Here is a 14019-nt window from a genome sequence, read left to right on the forward strand (position 1 = left end):
ATCGTTAAAAAAATAGTAAAAAAAGAGGGAATTTAGAATATTCCCATAGCTTTGTTTGTTTTTGCAATTGATTTTTCGTTGTCGCTTTCCATTTCTAAAAGTGCACGAATTGCATCAATGTTTTCAGGTATTACATCAGATTCTTGATGTACTGCCTGCATGTAGAACAGTTCATTTCCTACGACATTAATGGATTCTCTCCAAACTGGAATTTCATATAAGTCATTTCTGTTTCTTCCGAGTTCTTTGGCATATTCCATCAATTCAGCAGTGGATCCTAATCCTTCTTCAGCAGAAACAACCATTACTCTTGAACGTTTTTCCAATGCTTCAACGATTTCTTCAGTTTCAACGTCATTGTTGATTTCAACCATGATGTTGTGTTGATGCATTAATGTAGTAGGTACGAGCAATGCCATGGTGGTTACATCAATACCTTTCATTACGGTTTTTACATCAGGGCCGTGGTGGGAAGGTACTTTTGGAGGATTTGGAACAATTGCATTAATTGGTCCTTTTTTAATTTCAGATGGGTCTGATCCTCTTCTTACCATTACTGCTCTAACTTTTTTAATGTCTGCAATTGGATCGATAGTTGATAATGTACGGGTTAAACCGGTAGTGTTACATGAAACTACTCTGGTATAATCTGCACCGTAAGAATCATCATAATTTGAAATAGCATTAAATGAAAGACCTGTTAATTCGTGGTCTTCTCCACCTTGATAAATAGCTTTAACACCTGCTTTTTTATACATTTCGAGGTTTTGCGGACCAATACTTCCAGGAGTACAGTCAACTACTACATCTGCTTCTTGAATCATGTCTTCAACAGTTCCTGCGATTTCGATTCCAGCATCTTTGAATAGTTGTTCTCTTTCTGGGATTCCAATATATAATGGATATCCTTTTTCTTCAACTGCAGTTCTAGCTTCGTAGTTTGGTCTAGTTTTACTTACACCAATAACTTTCATATCATCTTGAGCGGCTACAGCATCTGCCACTCTTTTACCGATGGTTCCATAACCATTAATTGCAACAGTTTTCATTTTAATCCCTTTTTGATTTATAATAATTTTTAAAAATTTATTATATGATTTAAATTTGTTTTTTAACTTATTTATAATTTGATATTTGCCACTCTGATTTTTTTCAGTTAGTTATGGTATGTTTATTTTTAATCTAGCTTCATGTATTTTGTTAATTTTGATTTTTATTTCAATTTAGTGATTCATTTTTCACATTAACATTAATCATTTTGCTTTTTAAACTTATTTTCCATGTGCAATTATATTTGTAAGCTTGGATAAATAGGTTAATATGAATTATAAAATTGAAGGTAGCGGAGAAACCTTGGTTTTCATACATGGCCTTTCCGATAATCTGCTCTACTGGGAGATTCTGGCAAATTCTCTAAAAGATGATTTTCAGATTTTAAGGTTTGATTTACGAGGTCATGGAGATTCTGAACTGGGAAATGATGATATTACATTGGATACATATGTAAATGATTTATTTAACCTTTTAGGTGAATTAAAGATTGATAAAGTAAATCTGATTGCTTTTTCTTTAGGCGGCGCAATCGCATTGGATTTCGCTATCAAGCATCCTCAACTGGTGTCTTCATTGGTGATAATGTCCAGTTTTGCCAAAACTGAGGAATATTTAAAAAATATTCTCAATGATTTTAAAATAGCATTAAAAAATAGTTTTGAGGAGTTTTATGATTTGATTTTACCGAAAGTACTTTGTCCGCAGGTCATTGAGGAAAATATTTCAGAACTTGAACTGATTAAAGAGGTTTCAGCACAAAACGCTAATGTTGAGGGTATAATCAAAGCGGTTGATGTCTGTATGAATATTGATATTGAAGACAATTTATATGAAATTGATGTTCCTACTTTGATTCTTGCGGGAAAATATGATGAGATGTCCCTTTTAAGTTTTCAGGAATCAATGCATGATAAAATCAAAAATTCTCAGATGGTTGTTTTTGATAATGTTAAGCATAATCTGCTTGTTGGAAAAAATAATATTGAAATTTTAAAAATATTAAAAAATTTTTTAAAAAAATAAGTGAAAAGGATTCTATTCTACTTTGAATCCTGCTTCTTCAACTGCTTCATTAATTTCAGCATCACTAACGTCGCCGGACATGGTGATTTTAGTTATTCCAGAATCTAAATCTGCTTTAGCTTCATCAATTCCGTCAACATCAGTTAAACATAATTCAACAGCTTTTACACATGATGGGCAGTGCATGCCCACTACTTTAATTTCTTTTTCAGCCATAATAAATCACCTTAATATCGATAGTTAATATTATGTTATCTGTTTATTTAAAGTTTTAGTTACACCTAACTTTTTTGAACTTTTGTAGTCTTTAGATGACAATTTGTATTTTGTCAGTGTTGATGAATAAATTATCACAATGACTGAACCGATATTATGAATCAATGCTCCTTCAATTGGATTTAGTATTCCCAGAATTGCTAAAGCCATTGCTACAACATTCAATGTTAATGCAAATCCGATGCTGATATTTATTGTTTTGATGGTCTTTCTTGCTATATCAATTAAATGAGGAATGTCTTCAATATTATCTTTGATTAATGCAATGTTTGCCGCTTCAACACTAACGTCACTTCCTATTTTTGCCATTGCAATTCCTACATTGGCCTTTCTAAGGGAAGGCGCATCATTGATTCCATCTCCAATCATTGCAACTTTATGTCCAAGAGTTTGTTCCTCTTTGATGTAGTTTGTCTTATCTTCAGGCAGGCAGTTTGCTTTTACATTTCTCACTTTGACTTCTTTTGCTATTGCAAGAGCTGTTTTTTCATTATCTCCACTAAGCAATGTTGTTTTCACATTTAATCTTTTTAATTTTTTGATTGTTTGTTTTGAACTTTCACGCAATGTATCTGCAAGTAAAACTTTTCCAATGATTTCGTTTTCTTTTGCAACAAAAATCTCTATCTCTCCATTTTCCGGTTTTTTACCATATTTCATAGGTATGCCTTCTGATTCGATGAGATTTCTATTTCCAGCTATTATTTTTAAACCGTTAATGTGCCCTATTATTCCTTTTCCGATTTCCATTTTGAAGTTCTCAACTTCAGATAGATTGCTGTTGTTGTAATGTTTGACAATAGCTTTAGCTAATGGATGTTCTGATTTTGATTCTAGTGATGTCAATAAATGCATCATTTCTTCTGAGTTGTCTGAAAATACTTTGACAACTTCCGGAGTACCATATGTTAATGTTCCGGTTTTATCAAACACCAGTTCACTTACCTGTGCCAGCTCTTCAATGGATTCTCCATCCTTAACTAGTATTCCGTATTTTGTTAAATTTCCGATGGCCGCCATTATTGCTGTTGGGGTTGCCAGTACCAGTGCACATGGGCAGAATACTACTAGTATTGTAACTGATCTTATTATTTCAAATGTGAATAAATAGGTTAATATTGCTGCAGTAAAAGCTATGACAACTATTAATGTTGCCCATTTGTCTGCGGTTCTAACAATTTTTGCATTTTCAGGTGCTGATGATTCCACTAGTCTGATTAACTTTTGAAGGGAACTGTCTTCACTGATTTTTGTTGTTTTCATTGTAAATGATCCAAAGAGGTTAATTGTTCCGCTGTATACTTCATCATTAACTTTCTTATCAACCGGCAGTGACTCTCCTGTTAGTGTTGACTGGTCAATTGAGGTTTCACCATTTAAAATTATTCCATCAGTTGGAATACTTTCTCCGGGTAGAACCTTTATGATGTCTCCGATTTGTACTTTTTCAACAGGTATCTTTTCTTCAATTCCATTTTTTATTCTTGTTGCTACTTGAGGGGTTATGTTTGCAAGTTCTTTTAATTTGTATTGGGTTTTTGATACAGTATATTCTTCTAAAAATCCTCCGATAGCCATTATTGTTGCAATTTCTCCTGCAGCAAATACTTCTCCGATTATTATTGATGCGATAATAGCTATTGATACAAGTAAATCTGCTTTTATGTCGAATTCTGTGATTAATCCTTCGGCACACTCTTTGAATATTGGTATTCCACATAGAATTACTGCAATTACTGCAATATAATTGAGAGATAGTATGAAACTAATGATTAAACTTATTGCTGAGATTATTATGAGCAATATGTCTTTTTTTTCATCTCTTGTAAATTTCATTTTAAACAGCCTCCAATGGTATAGGTATACCCCATGGGGTATAAGGTTACTTTAAAAAAAATTAAAGTCTAGAGTAATATTCCAAAATTGATGAAATATCACCCAATGCTTCATCAGTATCATTATCTTCAATGGCCTGTTTAACACAATGTTCGAGGTGTCCTTCGACAATAATATGTCCTACTTTGTGTAATGCAGATTTTGATGCATTTACCTGCATTAATATCTGTTCACAAGGAATGTCCTCATCAATCATACGATCTATAGCATTTAACTGGCCAATGATTTTTTTTATTCTTCTGTGAAGATTGTCACTATCCATACATTGTTTCAAAATAACACTTCCTATACCTATGGGGGTATGTATATGCTGTTGCACTATATAAAGTTTTTCTTAAATCAGTTCCAAAAAAATGTAAGTGTAAAAAATAGTTTAAAAAAATAAAAAAAGGAGGAAAAGTTCAAGATCATGCTTGATTTTCCATTTCTTCAAATTTAGCTGGGAAGTATTCGTCTACTACGTACTCGAGCCCATATTTTGAGAAAGATTGCTGTTCTGCTTTCTTACCAATCTTAAGCATTTTCTTAATTTCGGTTTGCCAGAAATCAGTTTTATACCTTGGGTCTTTAGAAAGCTCTTTTAGTCTCATGACGTCTACATCTTTGAGTTTATCTGTAGGTAAATCGTAGTTGATAATGTCGGATGCAGTTACTCCAATGAATTTGGCGTCAGGAGTTGCGAGGTCATGATTAACGTGAGCTAATTTTGCACTTCCTGAGATAATTACCTGTGCAATGTGGAATCCCCAAGGGTCTCCGTCGTTACAGATATATACCGGTAAGTCTAATTCTGTGTTGACTCTTTTAATGAATCTTCTTGTAGCACGAGCGGCTTGTCCTTTAAGTCCAACAATTAAACAGTTAAACCTTTCGTGTGCGTTTTCCTGAACTAACCTGTGGAACATTCCCATGGTTTCCACTGCCAGTACTTTGTCTACTTTATGGTCTAAAAATTCGACCTGGTCAATAGTAGGAGAAATTGTGTAACCGGATTTTCCCATTTTTGCAGCATTAACTTCCACTTCATCAAGAAGGGTAAGGTTTCCGTAAACTGATGCACCGTCTTCTTCAGGCATTAAACCTAAATCTTCACGGGTGGTTCCGAGAGTTACTTCTAAGTCTTCTCCAACGATGTTGGATTCTTGCTGTGATTTAAAACTGATTCCCCATCCTTCGGAAACATAGTACATTTCCCTGATTGTAGCTGTTTTTTCACGAGCAACAAGATCTTTACAGAAGTTTGCAACATAAACCATTTGTCCTAATTTTCTGATTTGTTTCACATTACCTAAGGACCTTCTACCGAATCTGTCACCTAAGACGTAGTATCTTTTTGCGTCATCGTAAACAATATTTCCAGTACCTCTTGATGGGATTCTAATACTAGGGACTTTGTTTTTTTCAATTTCTTCAATGATTTCTTGACCTAAACCTTTTAGCTTATTGAAGGTATATTCTTTTCTTTCTTCTTTATGTAATCTACCTTTTTTTGTATCTTCAGCCATTTAAATCACCTATTCATCTTCAAAACCATCTTCAACTTCATCTTCTTCGAAGTTATCTAATGCGGATTGACCTTCTTCAACTGCGCGTCCGTATTCATCAACTTCTTCCATGATAATTGCATCAAGTTCTTCTTCTTCCTCTTCTTCTTCAACTTTCTCACCAAGCAGTTCTGCAAGAGCTCTTTTTGTTACTTTTGCTAAAACTTCTTGATATTCAGGAACTCCGGTTTCACCGAGTTTTGCAGCTTCTTCGATAATAACTGGAACGTATTCTTCAAATACTTTAGAACGTTTTTCTTTTTCTTTAGCTGCTCTTTTAGCTCTCAGGTGTTTTTGTAATTTACGGGCTAATTTCATTGTTGCCTGTCTGATTTCGTGAACAATTTCAGGTTCTGGTGAAACACTTTGTTTTCCTGTTGAAAGGTAAGGTACCTGAGTTGAAATAATATTTACAAATAATGTCAATGGGGTGTTGTCCATATCTTTTAGGCCGTAACGTTTCCAGTCAATACTTTTGAGGGCTTCTGTAATAGCACAGCTTCCTGCATCAAATGTTAACGGAACTCTGTTAGCAAATCTCATAATTTCAGATTTTCTTTTCTCATTGACAACTCTTCCTGCATCTCCTCCGTATGCAAGTCCTGCTTCAATAATGAATGAAACACCTCCTGCATAGGTTACAGGTTTTCTGGTAATTGTGGTTACGAATTCAGGTTTAAGAATCTGTTTCATACCTTTTTCAATCTGTTCGGATCCGATTGGTATAAGTCCGTCTGTTGGAGGAGCCATGAATTTCATTTTCTTAAAGCAGTGCACGATAGCTTCCGCTTCAGGGAATGTCATAGCTTTAGGACGTTTATTCATATCAATGCCGGTGAGTTCAGCAATTTCATCAACTCTTTTGTTGGACATTCTTGACATTGATGAGGTTAACATACTTTTATATCTTCTACTGTCGGTATTTTGTGCCATTGTCATTAAGTCATCAGCACTTACACCTTTAGGGTGAGGTAATACTTCTTTTGGTTGTACTGGGACAACATTCGCTGCTCTTTTGAAAATATATTTGTGTCCTGATGGGTCTCTGAATGTGATTTTTGCGTGAGGGTTTCCAATCATGGTTCTTCTGATGTATTCGAAAGCACCCTGCTCTGCAAGTGAGTATGATACTTCTTTGAATTGTAATTCAATGCATACTCCAGTACTTTCGGCAGGATAATCTTCTCTTTCCATTAAAATTCCCCGGTTGTTTTTAACATCCATCTGGAATTTCATTTTCACTCCTTTAATTTCATCCCCGTCTTTGTAGCATGAAATTACGCGTGCAGGTTTACCGGTAGTCATCTGTGATAAAAGCACACAACCACTACATCCTAAACCTTGTTGTCCTCTTGATTGGATGTTTCTGAATTTGGATCCTGCAAACATCATACAGTATACCTGCATTACATAGTCTTCAGGAATTCCAGGTCCATTATCCTTGTGTCTTAAAATGTAATGTTCTTTATCAACACGCTTTAATTCTATATCAATATCAGGCAATATTCCTGCTTCTTCAGCTGCGTCAAAACTATTTGTAATCAGTTCGTGGAAAACAATAGTTAAAGAACGAATTTTACCTGTGAATCCAAGCATCTGTTTATTTTTTCTGAAGAACTCAGATGGGGTCAATCTCTGAAAGTCCTCTTCCCAGTCAAGTCCTACTTGTTCTTGAGCCAAAATTTTTCCTCCTAATAATTAAGTATGTTTTAGTTATTATCCTGACTATATTTAAATGAAATGAGAGAGCATTTGAAAAGTAATATTTATACCCTACCCTATCTAAGTCGATTAAATATATGGTAAAATAATAATTTAAAAACATGTAGAAAATATAGTATTTACACTATGCTATCTATATATGTTGGTTGAAGTATATAATAGTTTGCTATTAATTCCATAATTTTTATAGCAATCTTTTATTAAAATTGTTTCAGATATGTAATATTTATTTGATTCTGTTTTTAGAGGTTTATGGAGTTTATTTTTTAAAATAAATAAAAAGTTGTATGGCTTTATAATATTGTAATTACTCAGTAAAATTGTTTTTATTTGAAACTGACTAGTTTAAATAATTTTAATAATAAATTAAAAGTCATGATTTCAAAAAATAGTATTAACAATATTGTCCGCAAACTTCACCTTGATGAGTTCATAGAATCGCATAAGAGACTTCTTAGAGATAATCGCGGTGGATTTTTGATTCCTTTTGAAGTTAAAATAACTGACAAGGAATATGAAAGATACAGGCATCTTCCAATTGACTGGTCACTTTCGCCGATAACTAAAGATGACCTGCCTGCTGAATTTTCGGATAAGGCTGTAAAAACTGTTGACATGTTCAGAAAGAAAACTCATGACTTGGATGTGGAATGCATGATCTATTTTGACATTGAAACTGGAAACATTGTTTCATGTAATTTTGCAGATGATGGCTCTCCTGACCATGTAAGTGGGACAATATATCCAAATTTTCTCAAAGGAATGCATATTGCGTCTGCTCATAATCATCCAAGAAAATATGGCTCTCCTCCTTCGGGCAAAAATTTTGAAATGTTGCAGTATGATTTTGAAGAATTTGAAATTGTATTGTCTCAAAGGGAATTATGGGTTTTAGAATCAAAAACAGAGGTTTTTGATGAGTCCTTTATTAATGAAATTCGTAAAGATTTGGATGAAGGTTTACAAGCTATTTTGGATGAAATTTGTGAAGATTTGGATGAAGGTTATCTTGTATTGGATAATCTTAATGAGAAATATGGTAATTTTTTGTTAGGTTATTTAAATAATAGATTGGATAATATTAAACTAACTAGGAGGTATTTGGATGCATGATTATTATCAAGGTGAAAAAAAAGTAATAGTTACTAAAGATGTTGGTTTTAATAAATCAGAACTTATTTCACCAGAAAATCGTCAAAAATCTCGAGAAAGAATGAATAATCCAAATATAGTTTCTGGAAAATACAAATTAAAAGAGATTTTTGCTGATATTGGCATTACAGTCATTCCCGAAAAAATGACTTTTTGGTATCGGTTCACAGAATAATTAAAAAATAAGTTTTAGGAGTATTAACTCCTAATAATCTTTTTCATCAAAGTCGATGCCGTCCTTGAATTCAATTTTATCGTCTTCAATTCCAACGAGGTCTTTGAATTCTTTCATTTTTAAAGTTTCTTTTTTATGTTCTAAAAATCCATAGACAGATTTGTGTCTGGATCCGTTCAAAATCATTTCAATGGCTTCTTTTGCAATCATTATATTGTCCATTTCACCGATTAGAGAAACAGTTTTGCCATAAACTGCCATGTCCACTTCAGCCATTTCCATAATTATTTCGCGTGTTTTCCCGTCTTTTCCAATAATTCTGCCTTTATGTCTTGCAAGGGCTTTTTTGGATTTTCCAATGTATAATGGTAAGCTGATAACCTCTAAATAAATATCATCACTGACAAGTTTTAAAGCAACTTCAGGATTGAATCCGCGAGCTACTGCCTTAACAATATGATTTGCATTCCAGACACCTAAAGGGTCTTCCATATCTTCTCTAGGTGTAATGTAAACAGTACCGTCATCGCTGTCTATATCCAGCAGTGTTCCTGTTGCTTTTTCAATTGATTTTTTTACATTACCGTTGCTTCCGATTAAAGCCCCAACTCTGTTTTGAGGTATTTTTAAATAATCTGTTTCCGGCATTTTATCACCTTTTTAAATTAAAACTAATAATATTTATCTAATCAAAAATATTTAAAATTTAGGATTGTCATATTTCCCTAAAAATATGTTTTACTTGCGGTTTTTCTTCAGAATTCCATGTAAATTAATGATATATAAAAAATGATGATAAATAAATTCTAAAAAATAATAAAAATAAAGATAAGTTGGAATGCTACTGGAGTAACACCATTATCTTCCTGAATCGCCATCAGTTATTTTAAAAAACAAACTCGAATTGCCCTGTAATATGTGAGTTACTGGTGGGCATTTCTCCGTTAGGATTGATATTTTCTGAAGGCATATGCAAGAATTGATCCTGCAAAATTCTGCAGGACTGAATAAAGCGCTCCTGGAACTGTTGCCTGAGATAAGTTTGGAAAATGGGTTTTTGCAAGACTGGTTGACAAACCTGAATTCTGAAATGCCAGTTCGATAGCTACTGTAATTATCTGTTTTCTGTCCATTCCTGCAAGGCGGCCAATTCCAAATCCGATTAACATTGCAAGGGCATATTGTAGGATAATGACAATGAGTATTATAGCGGATGAGGTTAAGATAGCTTGTTTATTGGCTCCAATTACTCCTGCAACGATTAAACAGATTACAATTGATGATGCAGTAGGCAAATATTTTTTTAATTTTTCACAAAAATCAGGGAATTTGTAATTCAGGATTAAACCTAAAATAATTGGAACAATCACTATTTGAACAATTGAAATGAACATGTCTACTGGATTGAAATGAATTTGATTGCCTATTAACAATAATGTGATTATTGGAGTTAGTATAGGAGAAATTACAGTAGAAACTGCAGTCAAAGAAACTGACAGTGCCACATCTCCCTTTGCAAGAAAAGTAATGACGTCAGATGCGGTTCCTCCAGGAACTGTTCCAACAAGAATGAGTCCGACTGTCAAGGCGGTATCAAGTGAAAATGCCCTTGCAAGAGCAAATGCTATAAGTGGCATTACGATATATTGCGCTGAAATTCCAACTCCAATTGCCTTAGGATTTTTTAACACATTAATGAAGTCATCTGTTTTCAATGTGGTTCCCATTGTAAAAAGAACAACACTTAAAAGTAAATTAAGAATATTGATGCCATTATATTCGCTTAAAACCCATTTGAATGAATTCGGATAAACTAAAGAAATAGCTACTGCCACCAATATTATTATAAAAAAATATTTTTCAATAATGTTAAAAATCCCTTTCATAGTTCAATTTTTGATTTAGAACATTAAAAACGTATTGGTAATTATTGCGGTTGATAAATTGGATTGTCCGATTGGTGAGTTATTTATTTGATTTATGGGGAGGTATTCAAAATTTGGGATTGACATATTCCCATATTTCATCAAAACTGGTTTTAACACCAAGTTTGGTGTATTCGCGAACTAATGTATTTATGTCTCTTTCAAGCAGTTCTTTAGAAATAGGATTGTCTAAAACTACTGACTGTGAAACATCAATGATAACAGGTTCTTCATTCAGATTTAAAATATTGTAATTGGACAAATCTCCATGAACCAGTTTTGCCTCATTTACAAAGAGTTTCAGCTGCACAAGCAGTTTGTTGAAAAATTCATCAGGATTTTGTGGCGGCTGGTTTTTAACGGGCTGTGCAGGATTTCCGTTTTCATCGCCGATAAACTCAATAATCAATACATTATTTGCACTGGTTATAGGTTCGGGAACATTTACTCCAGCATTATACAGTCTGGTCAGATTTTTAAATTCCTTTGTAACCCATGAATAGATGATTTTTCTTTTGTTTTTGGTTTTAATGTTAAATCTCGGATCGCCTTTAAGGTAATAGTCCATTTTTTTAAAATCAGAAGTAGCTATTCTATAGATTTTAACAGCTACAAATTTTTCATCGTCTGTAATGCCTGTAAGTACGTTGGCTTCTTTACCTGTACTTATGGCGCCGTTTAAAACATCAATATGGCCCTGATTTGCTAATTTGTATAATGTCTCAAGTGTCAACTTATCAAAAATTTCATTTCCCACTTTCCTGTCGGAACTGTCCTTTTTTCTTTTCTGGGAATGCAATTTTTCATGTGCCTTGTCGGCTTTAGCAATCTTGCGGTCCATTTGTATCAAAAAAATAAGTAGTGAAGACTACATTTTTAAGTAGCCTTTTCTTTCAAGCCAGTTGGATTCGGTTTTGGTGTATCTCCAGATTACGTCTGCTTTTTCATCAGCCTGGAAGTCCCATGGTTTTACAAGGATTACATCTCCTTCACGAATCCAAATACGTTTTTTCATTTTACCAGGGATTCTGGTCATTCTTATATTTCCGTCAGCACAGCGGACTTTTAGTTTTCCGTGTCCCATGATTTGTTCAACTACTCCAGGTATTTCTCCTTTTTTAGGAGTTCTTACTCTTCTGTACTCTTGTTGATTATTGTTATTAGGTCTTGACAAATACTCTCCTCCAAAATAATAATACGTTCTCCATAAGATTAAATTATTTATATTTATATCAATATATTATATATTAATTTATTGGATTTTATATAAAGTGGTAACAATGGGAACCGAATTTTTAAAAATTAAAGAATGTGATGAAGCTATTGATATTATTCAAAATTTATTTAATGAAAACTTAAAGCCACAAAGTGAAGAGATTGATGTAAGTGAAGCTTATGGCAGAATACTGTTTGAAGATGTTTACTCAAGAATGGACTTTCCTCCATTCAACAAAGCCTTGAAGGACGGATTTGCCATAATGGCCAGTGACAGTTTCGGCGCATCCGAAGAATCTCCAAACACTTTGGAAGTCATTGATTTTCTTGAAGCCGGTGCAACAACCGATAAAAAGGTAGAGAAAGGAAAATGTATTGAAATCAGTACCGGCGCAGCAATGCCTGAAGGATCTGATGCTGTTTTGATGGTTGAATATGCTGAAAAGATGGACGGCGAAGTAAATCTTTTAACTACAGTAACACCATTTCAGGATGTTGCCAAAAAAGGTTCTGACATTGAAGAAGGTAAACTGATTCTTAAAAAAGGTGATTTCCTCAACCCTGGTAAAATCGGTGTTTTGCTTTCCCAGGGATTTGAAACTATTGAAGTTTATAAAAAACCGACTGTTGGTATAGTGTCATCAGGTAATGAAATTACACTTCAGGGTGAAGAGCTGGAATATGGAAAAATCTATGATGTAAATGGTGGAATGATTAAAAACGATGCCATTTCCTGTGGTGCAGATGCAAAATTCTTGGGGGTTATGAGAGATGACTATGATGAGGTAAAAGAGAAGATAGTTACATCCCTTGAAGAAGTTGACATACTGTTCTGTTCAGGCGGAACATCAGCAGGTTTGGGAGATGTATTAAAACATGTTCTTGATGAGCTTGGAGAAGTTCGTATCCATGGAATTTCAGTCCAGCCTGGAAAACCGACAATTGTAGGCGTCATTGACGGCAAACTTGTCATCGGCCTTCCTGGAAATCCTGTTTCTGCATTAATGATATTCAATGCATTTGTAGCTGAACCTTTAACAAGACTTGCAGGAATAGACAAGGACTTTGAATTGGCTACTGTTAAAGGCAAAATCACAAAAAGAATTCACTCTCAGGTTGGAAGAATGCAGTATCAGCTTGTTAAAGTAGATGGTGAAAATATTCAGCCAATATTCAAGGATTCAGGAGCTATATTTTCACTTTCCACTGCCGACGGTTATGTGAAAATTCCAAAATTGGTTGAACTGGTTGACGAGGGTGAAGAAGTAGAAGTTTATTTATTCAATTAAAATTAAAATTTTAAGTAGGTGCTATTATGGATTATGAAGTAAAAATGATTCCGGAACAAAAATTAGGAGTAATAAACTGCAAAACTCCAATTGAAGATTTAGGAATATTCCTTTCAATACTAATGGGTTGGGTAGATGCTGAAAATATTGAAACTGAAGGCGAACCGTTCATTGTTTATTTCTCACCAAGACATGAAGTAAATCAGGGTGATGTAGTTTATGATGTCAGCATTGCAATAAAAGAAGATGCAGATGAAACTGACAGAATTCGTGTCGTGGACATGATTGAAAACAAGGTTCTGGCCGGAAAGCATTACGGTTCCACAGATAATATCATGGATACCTATGCCGAACTTGTTGAAATCGCACAAGCAAATCATTATGATATCATCGGATCTCCTAAAGAAGTTCTAATTAAAAACTTCTACAACTGTGATGACGAAGATGAATTCGTAACTGAAATTCAATTGCCTATAATTGAGATGTAGGGTGATTTGATGTCTAAAAAGAAAGGTATCGATATTGAAGAAGAAATTGCAAATCTTGCTCGCAAAACCAACATCAATATGCGAAAAACAGAATTTGCTTATGAAAGCCAATTAAAACAATTGGATAAAGATATTGATAAAATTTTAAAAGAAAAAATTAGAGATTTTGACAAAAACAAGGAATTGACTTCCATTCATTTAGAAAACGATTATAAAACTGATTCACTCGATAGATATAGAGAAAAATTAAAAAGAATTTAA

The 14019-nt window shown here is 33.8% G+C and carries 16 protein-coding genes; 6 read left to right on the top strand and 10 right to left on the bottom strand.

Annotated features, from left to right (window positions below):
* Positions 1–32: 32 nt before the first annotated feature.
* Positions 33–1049, bottom strand: a complete 1017-nt coding sequence (locus E7Z81_RS06630) for a phosphorylating glyceraldehyde-3-phosphate dehydrogenase (protein WP_292745594.1) — start codon at positions 1047–1049, stop codon at positions 33–35.
* A 271-nt stretch (positions 1050–1320) separates the two neighbouring features.
* Here E7Z81_RS06630 and E7Z81_RS06635 point away from each other — a divergent pair, with 271 nt between their 5' ends.
* Positions 1321–2076, top strand: coding sequence for an alpha/beta hydrolase (locus E7Z81_RS06635; RefSeq protein ID WP_292745596.1), 756 nt, complete (start codon positions 1321–1323; stop codon positions 2074–2076).
* A gap of 12 nt (positions 2077–2088) precedes the next feature.
* Here E7Z81_RS06635 and E7Z81_RS06640 read toward each other — a convergent pair whose 3' ends face one another.
* From E7Z81_RS06640 to top6B, 5 genes are all read right to left on the bottom strand, one after another.
* Positions 2089–2292 carry a heavy-metal-associated domain-containing protein gene (locus tag E7Z81_RS06640; RefSeq protein WP_292745598.1) on the bottom strand — a complete coding sequence of 68 codons (204 nt, stop codon included), beginning with the start codon at positions 2290–2292 and terminating at the stop codon, positions 2089–2091.
* Between the two features lie 30 nt (positions 2293–2322).
* Positions 2323–4188 carry a cation-translocating P-type ATPase gene (locus E7Z81_RS06645; RefSeq protein WP_292745600.1) on the bottom strand — a complete coding sequence of 622 codons (1866 nt, stop codon included), beginning with the start codon at positions 4186–4188 and terminating at the stop codon, positions 2323–2325.
* 61 nt (positions 4189–4249) lie between these two features.
* Positions 4250–4522, bottom strand: a complete 273-nt coding sequence (locus E7Z81_RS06650) for a metal-sensing transcriptional repressor (RefSeq protein WP_292745602.1) — start codon at positions 4520–4522, stop codon at positions 4250–4252.
* 133 nt (positions 4523–4655) lie between these two features.
* Positions 4656–5753, bottom strand: coding sequence for a DNA topoisomerase IV subunit A (locus E7Z81_RS06655; protein ID WP_292745604.1), 1098 nt, complete (start codon positions 5751–5753; stop codon positions 4656–4658).
* 9 nt (positions 5754–5762) lie between these two features.
* Positions 5763–7472 (bottom strand): DNA topoisomerase VI subunit B, encoded by a 1710-nt coding sequence (gene top6B / locus E7Z81_RS06660; protein WP_292745606.1) that lies wholly within the window; start codon positions 7470–7472, stop codon positions 5763–5765.
* A 417-nt stretch (positions 7473–7889) separates the two neighbouring features.
* Here top6B and E7Z81_RS06665 point away from each other — a divergent pair, with 417 nt between their 5' ends.
* Both E7Z81_RS06665 and E7Z81_RS06670 read left to right on the top strand, forming a co-directional pair.
* Entirely contained in the window at positions 7890–8627 is a 738-nt protein-coding gene (locus E7Z81_RS06665; protein WP_292745608.1) for a hypothetical protein, read from the top strand.
* Complete coding sequence (locus E7Z81_RS06670; RefSeq protein ID WP_292745610.1) at positions 8620–8841, top strand: hypothetical protein; 222 nt, start codon at positions 8620–8622, stop codon at positions 8839–8841. Before E7Z81_RS06665 ends, E7Z81_RS06670 begins: the two co-directional genes overlap by 8 nt.
* Before the next feature lie 30 nt (positions 8842–8871).
* On the opposite strand, the gene E7Z81_RS06675 is transcribed toward E7Z81_RS06670, so the two are convergent.
* The 4 genes from E7Z81_RS06675 to eif1A all read right to left on the bottom strand — a co-directional run bounded on the left by E7Z81_RS06675 (position 8872) and on the right by eif1A (position 11940).
* Positions 8872–9489, bottom strand: a complete 618-nt coding sequence (locus E7Z81_RS06675; RefSeq protein WP_292745612.1) for a KH domain-containing protein — start codon at positions 9487–9489, stop codon at positions 8872–8874.
* 296 nt (positions 9490–9785) lie between these two features.
* Positions 9786–10727 (bottom strand): bile acid:sodium symporter family protein, encoded by a 942-nt coding sequence (locus tag E7Z81_RS06680; protein ID WP_292745614.1) that lies wholly within the window; start codon positions 10725–10727, stop codon positions 9786–9788.
* A gap of 106 nt (positions 10728–10833) precedes the next feature.
* A complete protein-coding gene (locus E7Z81_RS06685; RefSeq protein ID WP_292745616.1) occupies positions 10834–11607 on the bottom strand; it encodes a serine protein kinase RIO in 774 nt (257 codons plus the stop codon).
* 27 nt (positions 11608–11634) lie between these two features.
* Positions 11635–11940, bottom strand: coding sequence for a translation initiation factor eIF-1A (eif1A, locus tag E7Z81_RS06690; protein ID WP_292739265.1), 306 nt, complete (start codon positions 11938–11940; stop codon positions 11635–11637).
* Between the two features lie 106 nt (positions 11941–12046).
* On the opposite strand from eif1A, the gene glp reads away from it, so the two are divergent.
* Genes glp through E7Z81_RS06705 form a run of 3 tightly spaced genes read left to right on the top strand, consistent with a single transcriptional unit; the run spans position 12047 to position 14019 of the window.
* Positions 12047–13270, top strand: coding sequence for a gephyrin-like molybdotransferase Glp (glp, locus tag E7Z81_RS06695; protein WP_292745618.1), 1224 nt, complete (start codon positions 12047–12049; stop codon positions 13268–13270).
* Between the two features lie 26 nt (positions 13271–13296).
* On the top strand, positions 13297–13758 hold the full coding sequence (locus tag E7Z81_RS06700) for a GyrI-like domain-containing protein (protein ID WP_292745620.1): 462 nt from the start codon (positions 13297–13299) through the stop codon (positions 13756–13758).
* A 9-nt stretch (positions 13759–13767) separates the two neighbouring features.
* Positions 13768–14019 carry a hypothetical protein gene (locus E7Z81_RS06705; RefSeq protein WP_292745622.1) on the top strand — a complete coding sequence of 84 codons (252 nt, stop codon included), beginning with the start codon at positions 13768–13770 and terminating at the stop codon, positions 14017–14019.

The organism is Methanobrevibacter sp. (assembly GCF_015062935.1).
Classification (GTDB): domain Archaea; phylum Methanobacteriota; class Methanobacteria; order Methanobacteriales; family Methanobacteriaceae; genus Methanocatella.